The organism is Mycoplasmopsis bovigenitalium, from assembly GCF_002356075.1.
GTDB classification, from domain to species: domain Bacteria; phylum Bacillota_I; class Bacilli_A; order Mycoplasmatales; family Metamycoplasmataceae; genus Mycoplasmopsis; species Mycoplasmopsis bovigenitalium_A.
Window position 1 is genome coordinate 82,931 of the sequence record NZ_AP017902.1, and the last position, 20,442, is coordinate 103,372.

Annotated in this window: 13 protein-coding genes and 1 pseudogene; 6 read left to right on the top strand and 8 right to left on the bottom strand. The window is 29.1% G+C overall.

The genetic code is table 4. The features are described 5' to 3' along the window. Window position 1 precedes the first annotated feature (1 nt). The 6 genes from mgtE (at window position 2) to MBVG596_RS00315 (ending at window position 9,311) form a co-directional block, all read left to right on the top strand. A complete protein-coding gene (gene mgtE, locus MBVG596_RS00285) occupies window positions 2-1,447 on the top strand; it encodes a magnesium transporter (protein ID WP_096385443.1) in 1,446 nt (481 codons plus the stop codon). Window positions 1,448-1,609: 162 nt separating this feature from the next. Next, a complete protein-coding gene (gene asnS / locus MBVG596_RS00290; protein ID WP_096385446.1) occupies window positions 1,610-2,968 on the top strand; it encodes an asparagine--tRNA ligase in 1,359 nt (452 codons plus the stop codon). 9 nt (window positions 2,969-2,977) lie between these two features. Continuing rightward, window positions 2,978-3,991 carry a glycosyltransferase gene (locus tag MBVG596_RS00295; protein ID WP_096385449.1) on the top strand — a complete coding sequence of 338 codons (1,014 nt, stop codon included), beginning with the start codon at window positions 2,978-2,980 and terminating at the stop codon, window positions 3,989-3,991. Between the two features lie 639 nt (window positions 3,992-4,630). Beyond that, on the top strand, window positions 4,631-6,829 hold the full coding sequence (locus MBVG596_RS00305; protein WP_096385457.1) for an ATP-dependent helicase: 2,199 nt from the start codon (window positions 4,631-4,633) through the stop codon (window positions 6,827-6,829). After that, window positions 6,829-8,418 carry an MHO_4530 family protein gene (locus MBVG596_RS00310; protein ID WP_096385460.1) on the top strand — a complete coding sequence of 530 codons (1,590 nt, stop codon included), beginning with the start codon at window positions 6,829-6,831 and terminating at the stop codon, window positions 8,416-8,418. Before MBVG596_RS00305 ends, MBVG596_RS00310 begins: the two co-directional genes overlap by 1 nt. A 14-nt stretch (window positions 8,419-8,432) precedes the next feature. Next, a complete protein-coding gene (locus MBVG596_RS00315) occupies window positions 8,433-9,311 on the top strand; it encodes a DegV family protein (RefSeq protein ID WP_096385463.1) in 879 nt (292 codons plus the stop codon). Window positions 9,312-9,329: 18 nt separating this feature from the next. Here MBVG596_RS00315 and MBVG596_RS00320 read toward each other — a convergent pair whose 3' ends face one another. The 8 genes and pseudogenes from MBVG596_RS00320 to upp all read right to left on the bottom strand — a co-directional run bounded on the left by MBVG596_RS00320 (window position 9,330) and on the right by upp (window position 20,435). Beyond that, window positions 9,330-9,809: a hypothetical protein gene (locus MBVG596_RS00320; protein ID WP_148664000.1), complete on the bottom strand. Its 480-nt coding sequence runs from the start codon at window positions 9,807-9,809 to the stop codon at window positions 9,330-9,332. Between the two features lie 222 nt (window positions 9,810-10,031). Further along, window positions 10,032-10,919, bottom strand: coding sequence for a translation elongation factor Ts (tsf, locus tag MBVG596_RS00325; RefSeq protein ID WP_172412435.1), 888 nt, complete (start codon window positions 10,917-10,919; stop codon window positions 10,032-10,034). Beyond that, window positions 10,916-11,812, bottom strand: coding sequence for a 30S ribosomal protein S2 (gene rpsB / locus MBVG596_RS00330; RefSeq protein WP_096385471.1), 897 nt, complete (start codon window positions 11,810-11,812; stop codon window positions 10,916-10,918). The genes tsf and rpsB overlap by 4 nt, the downstream gene beginning before the upstream one ends. A gap of 192 nt (window positions 11,813-12,004) precedes the next feature. Beyond that, window positions 12,005-13,897 carry a M13 family metallopeptidase gene (locus MBVG596_RS00335; RefSeq protein ID WP_096385474.1) on the bottom strand — a complete coding sequence of 631 codons (1,893 nt, stop codon included), beginning with the start codon at window positions 13,895-13,897 and terminating at the stop codon, window positions 12,005-12,007. Window position 13,898: 1 nt separating this feature from the next. Further along, window positions 13,899-15,797, bottom strand: a pseudogene (lon, locus tag MBVG596_RS00340) (endopeptidase La); the annotation flags it as partial. A 1,004-nt stretch (window positions 15,798-16,801) separates the two neighbouring features. Then, window positions 16,802-19,144: a class I tRNA ligase family protein gene (locus tag MBVG596_RS00345; RefSeq protein ID WP_096385480.1), complete on the bottom strand. Its 2,343-nt coding sequence runs from the start codon at window positions 19,142-19,144 to the stop codon at window positions 16,802-16,804. A gap of 8 nt (window positions 19,145-19,152) precedes the next feature. Continuing rightward, on the bottom strand, window positions 19,153-19,809 hold the full coding sequence (locus MBVG596_RS00350) for an MPN527 family putative ECF transporter permease subunit (RefSeq protein ID WP_096385483.1): 657 nt from the start codon (window positions 19,807-19,809) through the stop codon (window positions 19,153-19,155). Then, window positions 19,809-20,435 carry a uracil phosphoribosyltransferase gene (gene upp / locus MBVG596_RS00355; RefSeq protein ID WP_096385486.1) on the bottom strand — a complete coding sequence of 209 codons (627 nt, stop codon included), beginning with the start codon at window positions 20,433-20,435 and terminating at the stop codon, window positions 19,809-19,811. The genes MBVG596_RS00350 and upp overlap by 1 nt, the downstream gene beginning before the upstream one ends. Window positions 20,436-20,442 lie beyond the last annotated feature (7 nt).

Here is a 20,442-nt window from a genome sequence, read left to right on the forward strand (position 1 = left end):
AATGAATAATAATGAATTGGATACGTCAAATATTTCCCAGAAAATTAAAGACGTTGTAAACAAAAAAAATGTCAAAGATGCACGTGAACTTATTGATGAATTTCACCATGCTGACATTGCTTATGCGCTTGCAGAAGTTTCAAAAGATGAGCAATTAACATTCTTAAGATTAATTAAAACCGCCGACGCGGCCGAAGTATTTTCATATTTAGAAACTGAACAACAAACTGAATTAGCGCTTTCATTCACAGAAGAATGAGGGATGAAACTATTGCAAGAATTACAAAGTGATGAACTTGCAGACGTACTTGATGAGTTGCCAGCTAATGTTACTAGCAAAATAATTGCGTACACGCCTCAAGAAAAACGAAATGAAATAAACAAAATTCTTTCATATGCTGAGGATGAAGTCGGAAGTATTATGAGTATTGATATTTCTTCAATACAAAATGAATACACTTGTGAACAAGCTTTATACAAAATTAGAAAAGACTATTCAAAGAAAAATGCTGAATTAGTTCACTATTATTATGTTGTTAGTCCAACTCAAAAATTACTTGGCGCTTTAACATTAGAAGAAATAGTTTTTGCAAAACCAAATGCCAAAATTGATGATATATATTCCCCTGTAAAATCGCTTAAAGCAAATGACAAGCAAGAAAGTGCGGCAAAAATTTTTAGCGAGTATGATATGTCAGTTTTACCTGTTACAAATCAAGATGATAGACTAATTGGTATGATAACAAGTGACGATGTTATTGATGTTATTCATGAAGCTGCAACCGAAGATATATACAAAATGGCCGGTATCAACCCTGATACAGCAGATGCTGATGATTATTTAAAAACACCTTGATATTCTTTATTGAAAAGCCGTATATTATGAGGTCTATTAATTCTTCTTTTCTCAACAGTTATTGAGATTGTTTCATATTTCTTAATTCAACAAATTTCTCCATTATTAAGCGAAACAAATAAAATTATCACGCCATTGTTAATCTCATTAATTGTATTTATACCAACTGTAAGCACAGCTATAAGAAACGGATCAACGCAAACTAATATAACTGTCAAAAGAGCACTCACTCTAGAAACAATTAAAACAAAGAATTTTGGCAAAGTTGTTTTAAAAGAAACGTTAGCAGGTTTTGCAATGGGTGTTTGTTTAGCTGCTGTAAATCTTGGTAAATTATCAATATTTTTAGCTGCAACACGTGATTTAATGAACAATGCCAAGGATGCTTGATTAGTAATAGCATCTGTATCAATTGCTCTGGTTATTGGCCTAACATTATCGCAAATTATGTCAGCACTTGTGCCAATGGTTTATGTAAAACTTAAAAAAGATCCATCAAACTCATCGCTTGTATTAATACAATCATTATCTGAGTTAATTTCAGTTTCATTAGCATTTTCGATTATGCTAATGCTAATTACAATTTTTTAAACGCTAGATTTAGCGTTTTTTATTCATTTTTCAATTGAATTAGCAAAAATTATGAGTTCAAAGATTACATATAATACTAAAATATCAAATATTTGTTATAATTTCTAATTATTAAATGTATTATTAAATACTAGTATTTAATCTAAATACATGGAGGGGAATATGCAGGCTACAATTAAAAAAATATATGCAGATAGTAGTTTTTTTGGCAATAAAAATGTAACTATAAAAGGGTGAGTATCCGCAAATAGAGGTAATAAAAAAATTCGTTTTATTGAAATTAATGATGGTTCTAGCGTTCTAAATCTACAAGTCACATTAAAAGGTGACAATTTTGACTTTGAGGCACTAGATCAAATTCATTTAGGTGCAGCAGTTAAAGCTAGTGGACAAATTATTTTAACTCCTGGTGCAAAACAAGATTTTGAATTAATTGCTCAAGAGTTTGAACTTTTAAGAGATACTGACCTAGATTATCCAATCCAAAAACAGTCAATAAATCTAGAAACACTTAGAGAAATTCCACACTTGAGACATAGAACAAGTCTGCTAAGGGCAGTTATGTTGATACGTTCAACTTTAGCTCAGGAAGTTCATAAATATTTTGCTGAAAAACAGTTTCTTTTATTTCATGCTCCAATAATTACAAGCAATGATGGCGAGGGTGCTGGTGAAACTTTTGAGGTGAATGACTCAAATTCGAAAAACTCATTTTTTGGAGCAAATAAAAAAGCTACACTTGGTGTGACTGGGCAATTACACGCCGAAAGCTATGCAATTGGCTTTAAAAATGTCTATACTTTTGCGCCTACATTCAGAGCAGAACACTCAAACACCAAAAAACACGCTGCAGAGTTTTGAATGATCGAACCTGAAGTTTCATTTGCAAACTTATTTGACATTATTGAATTAGCCGATGATTTTCTAAAAACAATAATCAAAAGAACAATTGAAAAACACGCTGAAGAATTTGACTTTTTAATTAAAAATGTTGATGATCAGTTAATGAATAATTTGCAAGAATTTTTAAATAAAAAACTTGCAATAATTGACTATAGAGATGCGCTTGTTGAACTGGAAAAAGTTAAAGATCGATTTGAAGAAAAAAATATTCATTTTGGTCTTGATTTTGGCACCGAACATGAAAAATATTTAGCATCTGAAATTGCAAAAGGTCCTGTAGCGGTAATAAATTTTCCTAAAAAATTCAAAGCTTTTTACATGCACCAAAATGATGATGGTGAAACAGTTGCTTCATTTGACTTGTTAGTCCCTGGGATTGGTGAATTGGTAGGCGGCAGTCAACGTGAAGTTAATTATCAAAAATTATTAGATAGAGCATTGGAAGTTGGTATTTCTCAGGAAGAATTGCAATGATATTTGGATCTTAGACGTTTTGGTGATGCTGGTTCAAGTGGTTTTGGCGTAGGTTTTGAGCGTTTAGTTATGTATGTTACTGGAATTGATAATATTCGCGATTCAATACCTTATCCAAGAACATCTGGAAATATAAAAATGTAGGGGGAAAAAATGAAATTAACAATTATTGTACCTTCAATAACAACTGGAGATCAACTTAGATACGTCTTTAAACAGCTACAAGAACAAAATAATCAGGATTTTGAAATTATTTTTGCTATAACTAAAGCAAATAAAAAAATCCATCCTTTAATTCAAGAAATTTCTAACTTTTTTGGCTCAAGATTAAAAATGATTTTTAATACGAAGAGAAAAAGTATTCAAAGTGATGTGATAAATGCCTTTCATTTAGTTAAAAATAACTATGTATATGTTTTAAATTCAGATGCTGAAATTAAACACGATTTTGTACAAAAAATAACCTCAAAATTAGATGAAAATCAACCTGATATCTTAGAATTTAGACCAAACTTAAAAGGTTCAATTAAGTGAAAACCAAATCCTAGAATCAAGAGCGATGAACTTTTTAAAATCAAATCAAATCCAGAATATGTGGCCTACTCTTTCCCATTTTTATTTAATAAAGTATTCAAAAAATCGCTTATTGATAATTTTACAAAATATCGTTCAAAAGAAATTAACGACTCAAAATTCGGAATTGAATTACTTTACGTACTTTTAATCAGTTCGAATTCATATTTATATTGAAATGAGTTTATGTGCAAAGAATTTATATCATCGGATATATGATTTTCGCCATCGAACTTTATCTTGCAATTTCGTGCAGTTGAAACTTATTTAGAATCACACAATATTTATTTAAAACATGAATTAGATTATGCACAAATCTACTTTTTACAAATTGTTTTAGCCGGTTTTATAAACACTTGAGATTTTGGTGTATTTAAAATCTTTACTTATTTTTTAAAATCAAAGAACATTTTCAGTGAAAAACGTGCTGAAAAATTCTTGGTCGATCTACACACATATTTATCAAAAATTCATACAGAAAATAGGCAATTTTTCAATTCAAATATTTACATAAATAAACCTACAAAAGAAGCAGAGTATTTACGTTGATTGCCTGAATTGAAAAAATTTGAGCCAGTTTATAAAAACCTATAATGTTGTTACATAAAAACTCATCATTTTTTAGACGATTTTTAGCTAATTCAATTGATTTTACAATCTTTTCGTCAATTATTTTAGTTGTATACAAGCTTTTTAATTTCAATCTTCAAATCACAATGAGCAAATGATATTTGTTCTTAGCAATTAATTTAGTTGTTTGTTTTATTTTATTTATTATTTTTCCTTGAATATTTGATTTAAGGTCAATTGGCATTTTTTTAACTAGGTTACAAGTTTTACAAACAAAAAATAAAAATTATTTTGCTCAGTTATTCAAAAATGCATTTCCTTCATTTTGATTTTATGCACTATTAACTTTTTTGTTTCTATGTTTTATTAAGCCTGGTGAAATTACTAATTTGCAAAATTTAGTAAATAATATAAATGAGCAATCGTGAAACATTAAATTTTTAACAAGGCTAATTTCATCGATTATTAGTCTTTGAACATTAATAAATTTATTAAACTATATGCTTATATTTATTTCCAAAAATAAACTAAGCTTATATGAAAGAGTATTTAATTACCGCATTGTATTGATCAATCATTTCACACTGACAGAAAAAATGAGTTCATTTAAATTAGTTCCTTACATTGTTAAACCATCAGAGATAATTTTTATAAAGGAGAATCATGGCAAGTAAATTAGATTTAATTATGTCCGAATTAAATACAGAACAAAAAGAGGCTCTTTTATATTTTGATGGCCCTTTACGAATAATCGCTGGTGCAGGATCAGGAAAAACACGTGTTTTAACTCGTAAAATTGCTTATCTTATCAACATTTTAGGTATTGCACCTAGCCAAATATTAGCCCTTACATTTACAAATAAAGCAGCAAATGAGATGACACAACGTATCATTCAATATACACAAAATAATATTGAAAAATCTCAGGTTTCAACTTTTCATACTCTTTGTTCTAGAATACTTAGAAAAGAAGCTATACATCTAAATCTTGATAATGATTTTCAAATAATTGACGCTACAGACCAACGCTCAATTATTAAAAACATTTTAAAATCAATGAGTAATGGCGAGGATATTGATAATATTGACTCAAATATCAGCGAAATTTTGACATATATTTCCCTTGCAAAAAATAAATCATTAAATGAAAACGACCTAGTAAATGAATTAAATGAAGAATTTCCAGATCAATTAGAAGCTAACAAATTAGTTGGAGTAGTATTTAGCAAATATAACAAACATTTACTTGAGCAGAATAGCCTTGATTTTGATGATTTGTTAGTAAAAGTTCATGAATTATTCTCAAACAATCCTGAAATAGCGAACTTGTGAGCTAAAAAATATTCTTACATTATGGTTGATGAATTTCAAGACACATCAAGAATTATGTATGATATTGTTAAATTTTTGACTACCCCTTCAACACAATTGACAATTGTTGGCGACCCTGACCAAACAATTTATACTTGAAGAGGTGCGGACGTAAATTTAATTTTGAATTTTGATAAAGATTATAAAGATACAAAAACAATTATTCTAAATGAAAACTATCGTTCAACACAAAAAATTCTTGACGCAGCAAACAATTTAATAAAACACAACAAAAATCGTTTTCATAAAGATTTAATTACTAGCAATGAACAAGGTGATGATATTCAATATTCACATGCATTTAGCAATGAGGCTGAGGCGCGTTGAATAGTTCAGAACATCAATAAACTTAAAAAACAAAAAATTCAACTTAAAAACATAGCAATTTTTTATCGTTCAACTTATTATTCACGAGCAATTGAAGAAGAATTAATCAAAGAAAACATTAATCACAAAATTTTCAATGGACTAAAATTCTATCAACGCAAAGAAGTAAAAGATGCTCTTTCATATTTAAGATTAATATATGATGGACTTGATTTAGCACTTTCACGCATAATTAACACACCTGCGCGCAAAATTGGAACTCAAACACTACTTGCGTTGGAAAAATTCGCTGAAGAAAAGAACTTAAATCTTTGAAAAACAATAAATAAATATTTAAGAGAATTACCTGTTACAAAAGAAGTCAAGAAAAATCTTGTTGATTTAATTAATGCTGTTAATTATCATCGTGCAGCTCTAAAATCAAATAACATTCATGTAGTTCTTGAAAAGTTTCTTGCAAAAATTGGCTATTTTGACTACATAAATAATGATGTTGCTCTTAAAGGAACTGGAAAAGACAATCTTTACGAACTTATTAGGTCAATTAAAACATGAGAAGAAAATAATCCAAGTAAAACTATTAAGGACTATCTAGAATTTGTTTCTTTAGCATCTGCAACAGATGAAACAGATAATTCAACAAATTATGTAACATTAATGACTGTGCACTCGGCAAAAGGATTGGAATTTGACAATGTTTTTCTTGTTGGGATGTCAGAAAATGTTTTTCCAACAAGAAAATCATTAGAAAAACAAAGAGAAGAACACATTGAAGAAGAACGCAGGTTAGCTTATGTTGCAATTACACGTGCTAAACATAGATTGTTTATTTCTGACTCTAGAGGAACATTAATAGGTACTCATATTGATAAAAAACCTTCAAGATTTATAAAAGAAACTGGCATTGATATAAATAAATATATCCTACAAAAAGGGTCAATTTCAACAAATCTAGATGATTTAACAAATCAAAAACAAATAAAAGAACTAAATCGATCAATGGTTACTGGAGATATAATTTCACACACGCATTTTGGAGAAGGAACGGTTCTGGAGGTTAATGGGGATACAATAGTTGTTCTGTTTGCAGGCAGTTCTACCGAAAAAACTTTATCTAAAAATCACCCATCAATTCGTTTGTTGCGAGAAGAAATGGATAATTAATGGAAGAAATAATCTCATTAGTTGTAGTATTATTCATACTATTTTTGTCATTTTTGCTATTAATTTCAGGTTCAATAATGCACGTTATTAGTCTTAAATCTAATAGATTTATTGCTGTTTTTAAATTAGATAGTAATGAAAAATGAGTAATGAAGGTTAGTGAAGACGACCTTAGTTCCTCATTATCACTGAATTTTTCAACTCAAAAAGTTTCTAAAAATAAGTTTTATAAAATAAATGATTTTTTATCTCTTTTTGACAAAAAAACTGCCTCTGAGATTGAAAAAATTATTGAAAATAATACATTTCACAAAAGATATAGTTTATCTGGCACACTAAATCTTTCAAAAAAAGAAAAATTAATAAGGTCACTATTTTTCATTAAAAAATTAAAAAAAGACAAATTATTCATAAGAATTTATGGAAAGAATGAAGACAATTCATTCTATATATCATTAAAGCGCTATGAAGAAAGAAAGAAAAAATCGCTAAGCTATGATATTTTAACTGATCCAGTTCCCATTATTGAAGCAAATGCTAAAAATAACTTTCATTCAATTGTCTTTCCATTGAAATTAACTAATGTATCAACAACAAGTGATTCATCTCAAATTGAAAAAATTATTAAAATTTTGAATTTGGACCAATCAAAATGAATCAAACTTAGATATGGTGCATTAATCTTTCTGATTTATAAAGAAAAAATTAGCAGTTTTACCGTTAACAAAATTAAAAACAAAATTTCTAACTATAATAATAGTTTTGAAAAAGCATTGCAATTTTCCCCTGTTATTTTTTTAAGTTCAACATATCCAAATTCATTGGAAAATTTCAATAAAATTTATTATTTTAGTCTAAATAAGTTATCTAAACCAAATCAACAATCGTGTTTTCTAATTAACATAGATAATTTAGATATAGAACAACAAAATTTTTCAATAAAAATTGAAGATTTCAACAACAAAATTAAGTCATCAAGTTTTATTAATGAGTTTTCACATATTAAAAAACTAAAAAATGATAGTTCATCTTCAAGCTCCTCAATAGTCTTAGGCAAGGTTGCTGGTATCGATTCGGATGATTTAAATTTGATATTGAATTTTGATTTTTACAAATCAGAGTTTTTTCATAAGATTAACCTATTTCAATATAGTTTGCATGATAAAAGTAAAAAAATATTATTGCATACAACTGAATATAATTTATGAAAATATAATAAAGAATACGATTTTGATAATGTACTTTTCATTATTAGACCGCAAGCTAAATATCTTGATATTGACCTTCTTAATGATGTTTTGATAACTAATCTAAAATTAAATTTTGGAATATATGTAAATGAAATAACACCTAAATTAATTGAATTTATATTACGATCAAAAATCAAATACTTTGTTATTGCATCGAATTTAACAGAAAATATAAATGAAAAAACAGAGAAATTTGTTCACTTGTTTAATTTTGTTTCAAATATAAGTAAGAAAACTAAACCAATTATTATTTGAGAAAACTTACCAAAAAATATTAATAAGGAACAAATAGAAAGATTAAACATAAACTATAATTACAATAACCAATACACACTTTAACAAGAGGAGAAATTATGAGCAAAAATATCGGAATTATTTTAGACTCTTTTTCATGTATATCTGAAAAAGATGCTTCTTCACTAGATTTAGGATTTATACCTCTAATTGCTGAAATAGATGGCGAATCTCTATTGGATGGTGTTGATAAAGATCGTTACGAAATGCTTGATTTGATTGCTAAGTCAAATAATTTAAAAACATCATTGCCTTTCTTGTCTACTTTCGAAAAAGTGTTTGAACAATTTTGTAAAAAATATGATTATGTTATTTTTCTGCCTATTTCTTCATTTTTATCATCAACATATAGCGCTGCGCTTAATTTTAAAGATGTTTACCCTAATTTACATGTTGTTGACACATCTTTTGTTGGTCAGCAAATGCTTGATATTGCAAAATATGCAAAAATTCACTTTGAAAAATTTCAAGATATTGACAAATTGATAAAATCAATTAAAGATATTGAATCTAGATCAGTTACATACATTATCCCAAGAGACATAAACTATGTAATTAAGGGCGGGAGAGTTAGTTCATTTAAAAAATTCTTACTATCTGCACTTTCGAAAATTAATTTATGCCCTTATATTAAATTTGACCAAAACGGCACAAGTACTGGGGGTATTGGTCGTGGTTTAAAAGGATCATTAAAGCAAATTCTAAATAAATTAGCAGACAAAGCAGATGCGAAAACTATAGATATTCAAAATGATTATAAAATTTATAACATTAATGGTATTGATAAAGATTTCAATAAATTATCATATGACTTTTTTGCTGAAAATAAAATTTTATTCGACGATATAAAACTCAATTCATCATGTGTTGCGATTCATACAGGTCCTGACGCACAGAGTTTTACAGTGATGCCTGATATTTTAAAAAGCATAAAATAAACTCCGCTGGGAGTTTTTTTATGCCGTCTGAGAGCTAGTGTTTTGTGTTTTTTGTGATTTTTGAATAACAATTAATTTTGGTAAATCTAAAGTATCTTGCAATTTTGTGGTTAATTTATCAACTAATTTAATTTGGTCATTAATACCCAAAAATGGCAATGAATCAATTTTGTCTATTTCATCTAATTTGCCAATGATTTCATCATATTTGATTTTAAAAATTTTTGATAATTTAATACCTTTTGCAAGATTGATTTTTTCAAATTTTCCACTTTTCAAGACTCCTTCATCAATGCTGAAAGGCAATATGTCCTTGTCATTATATCCATCTTTTAACTCCTTTACACATTCGATAAAAAATACATATTCGCCATCTTCTGCCACTAATACAATAACATCCGACTTTAAACTACCTCCTTTTATTTTGTTTATAAAGTCGTTTTTTAATTTTATTGGCTTTAAAACCGGCAATGTAACTAACATTTCTTTATTTTCCACAGTATTATGATATTTTTTTATTTATCCATATTTTGCTATTTTTTTACTTTTTAGTTATTCACAAATTTGTCGTATATATTCATTTTTTAATTGAATTGGTAAATAGCTAAATGTTAATAAGTATTTTATTATTGATCTTTATAGTTTTCGGCATAAATATATGAGTCCAAATAGTTCGCAGCACAAAATATAAAAAAAATATCCCATAAGGGATATTGATTATTATTGAGAAGCTTTTTGGATTTGTGCTGCTACTTCTGCAGCAAAATCGTCTTGTTGTTTTTCAATACCTTCTCCAACGCCGTAACGAATTGCTTTTAATAGTTCTAATCCGTGGTTTGCTAGGTATTTTTCGATTGAAACGCTTTCTTCCATCATGAAGCCTTGTTTAACTAAAACAACTTCAGCTAGTTTTTTGTTTAATGAACCTTCTAGAATTGCAGTTTGGATTTTTTCAGGTTTATTTTCAAAACCGGCAGGTTTCACAAATTCAGCTTTGAATGTTTCAATTCTTTCTGTTGGTACTTCCTCAACAAAAATGAATTCAGGTTTCATTGCTGCTAAGTGCATTGCAACATTTCTTGCAACTTCATCATTTGAACCTTTTACTTTAACTAGAGCAGCGATTTGGCCATTAACGTGAGCAAAAGCTCCAATTTTTTCACCTTCTGAAGCAGTGAATACTTCAAAACGACGAATAGATAGTTTTTCACCAATTGTTGCTGTAGCATCTTCTAAAATTGTTTCAACAGTTTCGTTGCCGTCTTTAGTTTGCATAAATTCTTCAAGAGAAGCTGCATTTGAATTTAACAAAATTGTTGTAAATCTTTGAACTAATTTTTTAAAGTCTTCATTTTGAGCAACGAAATCAGTTTCAGAGTTAACTTCTAGCATCACTGCTTTATTGTCTTTTTGAGCAATTGAAACTAGTCCTTCAGCAGAAACACGACCAGCTTTTTTAGCAGCTTTTATTTTACCATTGCTTTTTAGTCAAGTAATTGCTTTTTCAACGTCTCAGTCTGAAGCTTCTAGAGCTTTTTTAACGTCAATCATTCCACCACCAGTGCGTTCACGCACTGTTTTAATAAGAGCTAATTGATTCATTATTATTCTCCTTTTTCTTCAGATTTTGAAGTTTCTTTTACTGTTTCTTCAGTTCTTTTTGTGAATGGTCTTTCGTATCTTTTTACGAATTGTTTTTGGTCTGATTCAAATTTAGGTAATTCAACTTCTGAGTCTGGTCTGTATGCATATTTAGCTTTTCCGCCTCTTGCGGTTGTAATAGCATCAGCTAAAATTGTGATAATTAAGTTAATGCTTTTTGCAAAGTCATCGTTTGCAGGGATACCAAAATCAACTGCATCTGGGTTTGAATTTGAGTCTAAAATTGCGATAACTTTAACACCTTTTTTACGTGCTTCTTTAACAGCAATTTCATCTTCATTAGGGTCAGCAACAATCATGAATGTTGGTAGACCTTTCATTTTTCTAATTCCATTTAAGTTTTTTTGTAGTTTTTCTAATTGTTTTTGGAACATTAATTTTTCTTTTTTAACGTATCCCTCGAAGTTGTTTTGTGCTTTTTCTTCAAGTTCTTCCATTGTTCTAACTCTACTGAAAATTGTAGATGAGTTAGTTAAAGTTCCACCCAATCATCTATCTGTTACATAAAAACTATTTGTTCTTAGTGCGTTTTCTTTTATTGTTTCTTTAGCTTGTTTTTTTGTACCAACAAAAATGAATTGAGCACGTGGGTTTTTAGACACGAATTTGTGTAATAAATTGTAAGCAAATTCAAGTCTTTGTACTGTAACTGCTGTGTTGATTATGTGAATACCTCTTTTTAGTTGAGGGTATAGATAATCTTTCATTTTAGGGTTTCATTGGCTTGCTTTGTGACCAAAGTAAGCACCAGCTTCTAAAAGCTTGTCTTTAGAAACGATAGGGTTTTTAACTTCTTTTTCTTCAACTTTTTTAGTTGAAACTTCTTTGTTTTCTGTCATATATTTTTTTCCTTTAGTTTGTTATTCTTCCTAATACTTCTAACACCTAGCACCCTTTTCGCAAGGGCACACCCAAGTGAATCCATAATAGTGTGTTTATTTGATATCAAATTGAATTAAAAATTCTTTTTAATTATAATGTAAAAGGCAAATTTTCAAAATTAAAAAACCAGCTCATTGAGCTAGAAAAAATTATCAAATTTTTACGCGTTTTTCAGCGGGAATAAACATTTTATCGCCATTTTTTATTGAAAATTCTTCGATAAATTCTTCACGATTTGCGGCTTGTATGTTTGCTCTTAATTCAGCAGGTGCATGTGGATCTTGTTCAAGTAATCTCTGTGCGGTTTCTGGTTTGTATTTTGATTTTCAAACTCTTGCTCAGTTGATAAAGAAGTCTCTTGCGTTATAATCTCTTTCCATTTTAGCAGCTTCAAGAGCACAACTTAATCCTCCAGCATCAGCAATATTTTCACTAACTGTTAATGTACCATTGCACTTGCCAAAATCAGTTTCGACACCTTCAAATAATTGAATCATTTGTTTTGTTTTTTCACCAAATTTTTCGAAATCTTCTTGTGTTCATCACATTTTTAGATTTCCATTTTCATCAAAGTTGGCGCCATTGTTATCAAAAGCATGTGATATTTCATGTGCTATCACGGCACCAATTCCACCATAATTTTCTGATGATGAGTGTTTAATGTTGTAGAAAGCTCCTTGAAGTATACCAGCTGGAAAGACAATGTGATTATACATTGGGTGGTAGTAAGCATTAACTTGGTTTGGAGTCATTCCTCAATAATTTTTGTTAATTGGCATTTTGTATTGTGAATAATTGTATTTGGTTAAAACCTCGTTAAATTTTAATACTGATTCAATTAGAGATTCTGTTGATTTTAATTCCTTGTAATAAGGTTGAATTTCTGTTGGATAACCAATGTGCACGCCTAGTGTGCTTAATTTTTTTAGCGCTTTTTCTATTGTATTTTTAGACAATCATGTGTTTGATTCAAGTCTATTTTTGTAAATTTGAATCATGTGTTTAACCATTCGCTCAACATCTTTTTTAGCTTTGGCTCCAAGTTCTTTTTTAGCATAATAAACACCAACTGGCATACCAAAGAAGTGCAGTGCTAAATTTAGCGCGTGTTTGTTTTTGTTTTGAGCTTTAGATTGACCAGAAATAAATAGTTTATATTTTGTTGCCTTAACTCTTGTTTTTTCATCTAAATATGTTGAATATTTAAGTGCAAATTGTAATGCCATTCAATTAATAATCAGTTCAAAATTTCCCTCATTGAATATTTTGTCAATGTTTTGGGCAAAATTGTCATCAGAAAATACAAGCTCATCGACGGGTTTATCAATTATTTGTTTTACAATAAAATCAAAGTCAAAATTTTTAGTTGATTTAACAATTTTGTCATATTTATAAGGTTTGTAAAGTTGTGTGTATTGAACTTTTTGCAGTGAAGTTAAAGAATATTTAGCAATTATTTCGTCAAATTTAAGTGCTTTTTTAATTATTTCATTTACTTGATCTTTGTCTTTGACGTATGCTGAAATAATGCTTTTTGCCATTGATTTAAAAACTTTTAAGAATTTTGTTTTTTGTTCTTTGTTTTCATAGTGACTTTTATCAGGCAAAATATGTCTTGCAATTCCTACATAAAGGGTTTGCAATGTTGAATCAAGAAAATCTGTTTGCACTCCAAAATCAATTGGTAAAGGATAATCTTTGTATAAAAATTCAACATATTTTGATTTTAGTTCTGTTAAATTTTTGATGTTTAGTATTTCGTCGATGTATTTTTGTAATGGTTTTTGGCCAAGTTCGTTTCTTTTATCAATGTCACTTGTTAATTTATAAAAATCTGCAAAATTCTTTAAATCTGTATCAAGATTATTGTCATTTTGGTTAATTTTTAGAATTCTTTTCGCCAATCTCGCCACTATTTTTTCATTGCGAATGTCTAATTCAGCGAATTCTCCAGTAGAAGATCTATCGCTTGGAATTTGTGTTTTTTCTAATCACTCACCATTGACCGATTTGAATAAATTATCTTTAATTTCGTATTTCATATTAACCTCTTTTGAATAGTTTTTCGAATACTTCATCGTATGATGACACAGGGATGAATTCAATTGCTTGTTTAACTTCGTCTGGTATATCATTTAGATTTTTTTGGTTTTGTTTTGGAATAAATACTGTTTTAACACCTTTTTTGAATGCTGCAAATGATTTTTCTTTTAGTCCGCCAATTGGCAATACATTACCGCGCAATGTAATTTCGCCAGTCATTGCTACTTCGTGAGAAACAGGTGTATTTGTTAGCGCTGAAACAAGTGCAGTTGTGAAAGTTATACCAGCACTTGGTCCATCTTTTGGAACAGCTCCTTCAGGAACGTGAATGTGAAGCTCATTATTCTCGAAATCGAATTCAATTCCGAATTTTTTGGCATTTGATCTTACATATGAATAAGCGATAGCTGCCGATTCTTTCATAACATCTTTAAGAGAACCAGTAAGTTTAAACCCACCCTTTTGTGCAGGGTATGAACTAACCTCAATTTGTAATGTGCTTCCCCCAATTGATGTATAAGCTAAACCATTAACTACTCCAATTTGAGGTTTTTTATAGTCTTCTTCATCACCATATTTTGGTGTACCAAGTAATTTAATTGCAGTTTCCTTATCAATATTAAATTCTTTAATATCTTCGCCTGCAACAATTTTTGCTACTATTTTACGAGCTATCTTATCTAATTGACGTTTTAATGAACGCACACCTGCTTCAGCGGTGTAATTTTTAATAATTACTTCAATAACATCATCTTCAATTTTGAATTGTTCTTTATTTAATCCCGCTTGGCGTGCTGCTGTATCAACTAAATGTTCTTTTGCGATTTTAATTTTTTCATTTGTTGTATATGAATTTAGCTCCAAGATTTCCACACGATCTAATAAAGGAGCAGGGATATTTTCATAATAGTTTGCAGTTGCAATAAACATAACTTTAGATAGATCATATTCATGTTCTAAGTAGTTATCTTGGAATTTTGTATTTTGTTCTGGGTCAAGAACTTCTAACATCGCTGATGAAGGATCGCCCTTATAATCTGAACTCATTTTATCAATTTCATCCAATAAAATTAGTGGGTTTGATACACCGGTTTTTTGGATTGCTTTAATAATTTTTCCTGGCATTGCACCAACATATGTTCTTCTGTGACCTCTTATTTCACTTTCATCATGAACACCACCAAGCGAAATTTTTATATAACTTTTGTTTAATGCTTCAGCAATGGCTCTTGCAAGAGAAGTTTTACCAGTTCCTGGAGGACCAACAAGTGTTAATATTGGCACATTATTGAAGTTTTTTTGGACTTTATTTGAATTTTCACCAGTTTCTTTGAATAAATCTAGATCGATTTGCGAATCTTTGTCAAAATCTAAAAGCGATTTTTCTTTTGATTTAAGAGCACGTGTTTTGTGATTAATTATCAATGATAAATATTCAATAATTCTTTCTTTTACTTCGCCTAGTCCATAATGATTTTTATCAAGAATTTCTCTGGCTTTTGAAATATCAAGTGATTCTACTTCGATTTTTCTTCAAGGTAAGCTCTTTAAAACATTAATATATGATGAGGTAATATTGGCATCTGGTGTGCCTGACATCATAGATTTCATTTTGTTTGTTTCAGATTTAATTAGTTTTTGTACAGATTCAGGGTACATTTTTGACTTGTTTTTGTCTTTAATTATTTTTGTGTACTCTGATTCATCGTCTGCGTCTTGGTCGTTTTCTTGAAGTGATTCTTTTATTGCTCTTAGTTTTTCTTTAAGTAAGAATTCTCTTTGTTGTTTATCAAGATTATCTTTAACTTTTTTATTAATTTCGTTTTCAATAATTGCGTCAGAAATAACGTCTGAATTATCTTTTCTGTGTTTTTTGGTTTTGCCTTCTTCAATTGCTTCTCCAACGATTCCGTCAAAAATTTCTAGGCTTTTAAAAACTTGAGCTTGCTTTGGACTTCATTCAGATAAGAAGTAAAATGATCTTATGTGATCAATGATTAATCTAATTTGATCAACAATATTTCTACGTTCAAAAATATCTAATTTAATTCAATTATTAGCATAGGTAAAGTATAGTAATGATGAAATTATGTCAACAACATTTGCTCCATTAGGGTCAATAAAATCATTTTTTGAAGGTAATTTATTATTAACGCTGGCGTCATAATATGGATTATTTATTAATTGCATTTGAATGGTGTCTCAAATTGAAGATTGTGCTAAAACTGTTGCCGCTTCATCAATTTGTGTCAACAAAATTGAAGCGTTTCCAAGATCTTCAACGCTTGCATCATATGAATATTTATGAGTGATTACACTTTCAATATCGGTAACATTTTTAGCATTTTCTCCATTTGCATCAAGAGCCTTTTCAATAAAGTGTCTGCCAATTCCAACCAATGTTAATGTATAAATTCCGCCCGATCTTTTAGTGATTTTTTGAATTCTTGCATAGGTTGCAATTTTTGAAATTTCTTTAAATTTAACTTGCGAAATTGGTTTTTGAGTATTATTTTCAACATCTTCAATGGAAATAAGTTGATAACCAAGCATAACATACTCATGAACTTCTTGGTTTATTAATTCAAATTCAGATTCAGAATTTTTAATTTCATCGAAATTTGGCTTATTTTTATAACTTTTATTGTCTTTATTTTTTGCTAATTTTTCTTGTAGACTATCTAAATATTCTTTGGTTCAAACATTACCATATGGCATAACATCAATTTGTTTTATTTCATGACCATAAATAACTGCATTTAGCAGCATTTGATCACCAATTCTTGTCACCAATAATTTTTCTTTCATATTACCTCCAGATTTATTTATTAATATATTTTAGCACAATGACACTTAGTCTGCTAAAAATTATTAATTTTGTTCAGTTTTGATTAAAAAAAGCCCTATTTTGGCTTAATTACAAAGTTTATTATTTTGCCAGGCACATAAATTTCCTTAATAATTTCATTATTTTCTAGTCAACTAGCAACTAATTTTTTAGCCATCGAAATAATTTCATCTTTGTTTGTTTGATTAATTGAAATTGTAAGTTGTTCACGTAATTTACCATTTATAGTTATTGCGTATGTAACTTCATTTAATTCAAGAGCTTTTTGGTCAATTGTAAAATCATACAGATTTTTCAATGAAAAAAATCTTTCAGATAGCTCTCACGATAAGTGAGGTATGAATGGTTCTAAAATATTAAGTATTACATAAAAGAACTCAGTATTTAGTTTGTCTGATTCGATTTTATCATATGCATTCATAGTTTCCATGCATCAAGCAATTAGGGTATTAAATGAATAATTATTTTTTCTATCATTGAAGATGTCTTCTTGTTTTTTTAACCCTAAATATAATTTTCTTCTTGCTTGCTTTTCAATTGAATTTAATGCAGATTGGTCAATATTTTTAAAATCTAAGTCAACTGATAATTTTGAAGCTTTCTCAATAAGTCTTTCAATGAATTTGTAGCTTCCTTCAATTCCAGATGTTGATCATTCTAGTTCTTTTTCAGGTGGGGCTGCAAAAAGAATAAATAATCTTAGTGTATCTGCATTGTATTGAGCAACAGCATCATTTGGTGAAACAGTATTGCCTTTTGATTTAGACATTTTTGAGCCATCTTTTAAAACCATTCCTTGCGTTAGTAGATTTGCAAAAGGTTCCCTAAAATCAACATAACCAAGAGTTGCTAATACTTTTGTAAAGTATCTAGCGTAAAGCAAGTGCAATATAGCATGCTCAACTCCACCAATATATTCGTCAACTTGATTTCAGTACTTAACAGAATTTGGTTCAATTGCCACTTTGCTGCGTAAAATAGGTGGAACTGTGTATCTTAAAAAGTATCAACTTGACTCAAAAAATGTATCAAAAGTGTCGGTTTCTCTTGTTGCATCTGAATTACATCTATGACATTTTGTGTTAAGTCATTCTTTGTTTGTTGCTAAAGGATTTCCAAGTGAATTAAAATCTACATTTTCAGGTAATGAAACTGGTAAATTATCAACTGATTCAGGAATAATTCCACATTTTGGACAATGAATAATTGGGATTGGCGCACCTCAATATCTTTGTCTAGATATCCCTCAATCACGAAGATTCATTTGTGAACTTTTTTGTAAGTTATCAACAGTAATTTTTATATTATTTTTACCAAATTCAATATTATTTTTGATTGAAAATTCTTTATGACTTTTTAGTTTTTGAGCATCAACTAAAACAACTCTATCGGTGGCGCCAATTGATGCGAAATCGGTTATAACAATCTTGTATGACTTGCCATACTCAGCAAATGCATCTACGTCAAGAATATGTGCAAGTTGGTTTGAAAAGTCTTTATTCAATGCTTTGTTTTGAATTTCAAGTATTTTTTCTATTTCGTAATCTTTTAAAATATTTAGCTCAATTAGTTTTTTTACTATTGGGTGTTGTGCGCTAATTGCTAGAAAATCAAAGGTTGATAAATCATCAATATTTTTTACAAATACATTGATAAAATCAATTAATTCATTATTATTTGAAACTTTAAATTTTAGATTATAGCCCTGTTCATACCCAATTCACTTTTTTTGCATCATTAAAACTTTTTCTGGTCAATGATTTTTTAGTGTGTCAAGGTCATTTTGTAATTCTTGTGCATAGTCCTTGATTTTTAAGTAGTATTGCTCCATATCACGTTGTACTACTTTTTCATCACAACGTCAACATAACCCATCAATAACTTGTTCGTTAGCTAAAACTGTTTGATCTTTTTCACATCAATTAAGTGGTGATTTTTTTCTGTATACAAATCCATTTTCCCACATTTTAATGAATAACATTTGTTCTCATTTAGTGTACTCTGGATCGCAGGTGATGACCTCGTGTTCCCCTCACGCAAATGATATACCCAATCTTTTTAGTTGTGGGTTCATTTTTTTGATGTTTTCATATGTTCAAGTTTTTGGGTGAATTCCATTCTTGATTGCAGCATTTTCTGCAGGTAAACCAAAAGCATCTCATCCAAATGGGTGTAAAACATTAAAACCTTTTCTGCGATAAAAACGAGAAAGAACATCACTAATTGAGTAATTTCTAACATGCCCCATATGAATATTTCCAGAAGGATAAGGAAACATACTTAAAATATACTTTTTAGGCAGTGAATAATCGTCTTTTGGTAATGAATAATTAGTATCATCTCAATATTTTTGTCATTTCATTTCGACATCGTGTTGGTTGTAATTAAATTTTGACATTACGCCTCCTAAAAGATATTTTTAGTAATTCTATTTATATTGTAATTAGATATGTATATAACTACTGAATTTATTGAAAGATTTGCTATGTTAAAAAGAAAATAAGTTACAAAAGTTCCTAAATAATAGTTTGGAATAAAAAAGAATAATGCTTTAAATTTTCCGTATTCTTTTGAAAAATGAATAAAATCGTAATATTTTGTGAGTTTAAATAATTTAAAAAATAATGGAGTTGCAAAAAAGATATTTATAGTTACCATAATCAAGGTTGTCAATAGGATGGCAAAAATAATTTTGAATAAATCGGCAAGATTTTTACATTTTATTTTTTGATTTTTGTTTTTAAAAAATAATTTGTTTAAAAGAAGATAACTCATTACAAAAATAAATTGAGTTAAAACCTGCATAAATGTACCAAATAATCCAGCAATATCATAACCGAGTGAAGAATATGCGGGACTGAATAAAAATAATGTAATTAGGCTAAATATACCCCATTTAAAACCAATGAATTGAAATATTGTTAAAGTAAAAATTAAAGATAAATTAAATTTTAAAAAACCATTAAAGGGCATTAATTGACTTCAAACATTAAAGACTATCATTAGCGCAAGCAATAATCCGGTTAATGATATCTTCAGTGAAATACGCTTGTTTCAATACATTATTTTGTACCAAAAATTCTGTCTCCTGCGTCGCCTAGGCCTGGTTCAATGTATTTTTTATCATTTAAAATCGGATCTAGTGCTGCTAGATAAATGTTGAAATCTTTACCAAATCTTTCGTGAATGTATTTAACTCCCTCATTAGTTCCAACTAAACACACAAGCTGAATATTACTAAAACCATCGTCCATTAATTTTTGAATAGCATCAGCTGCAGATGCGCCAGTTGCAAGCATTGGATCCACAACAATAACATAACTATTTTTGTCAACACTTGGCATTTTGTAGAAATATGTTTCTGGTTTAAAGGTTTCTTCATTACGATATAAACCAATATGCCCAATTCTAGCTGTCGGAATTAACTCAAGCAATCCTTCAGTCATCCCTAAACCAGCCCTTAACACTGGCACAATGACAATTTCTTTGTCATATGTTTCGCCAACAAATTTTTGATTGAGAGGTGTAATAATTTCCTTTGCTTTTGTTTGGTATTCACGCATTATTTCATAAACCATTAGAGATGTTATTTCGTTTAAATTTGACCTAAAAACCGAGTGATTAGCATTTTTATCACGCATATTTGTTAATTTTATTGAAATAAGCGGGTGAGTTATAACTTTAAGCATCAATCCT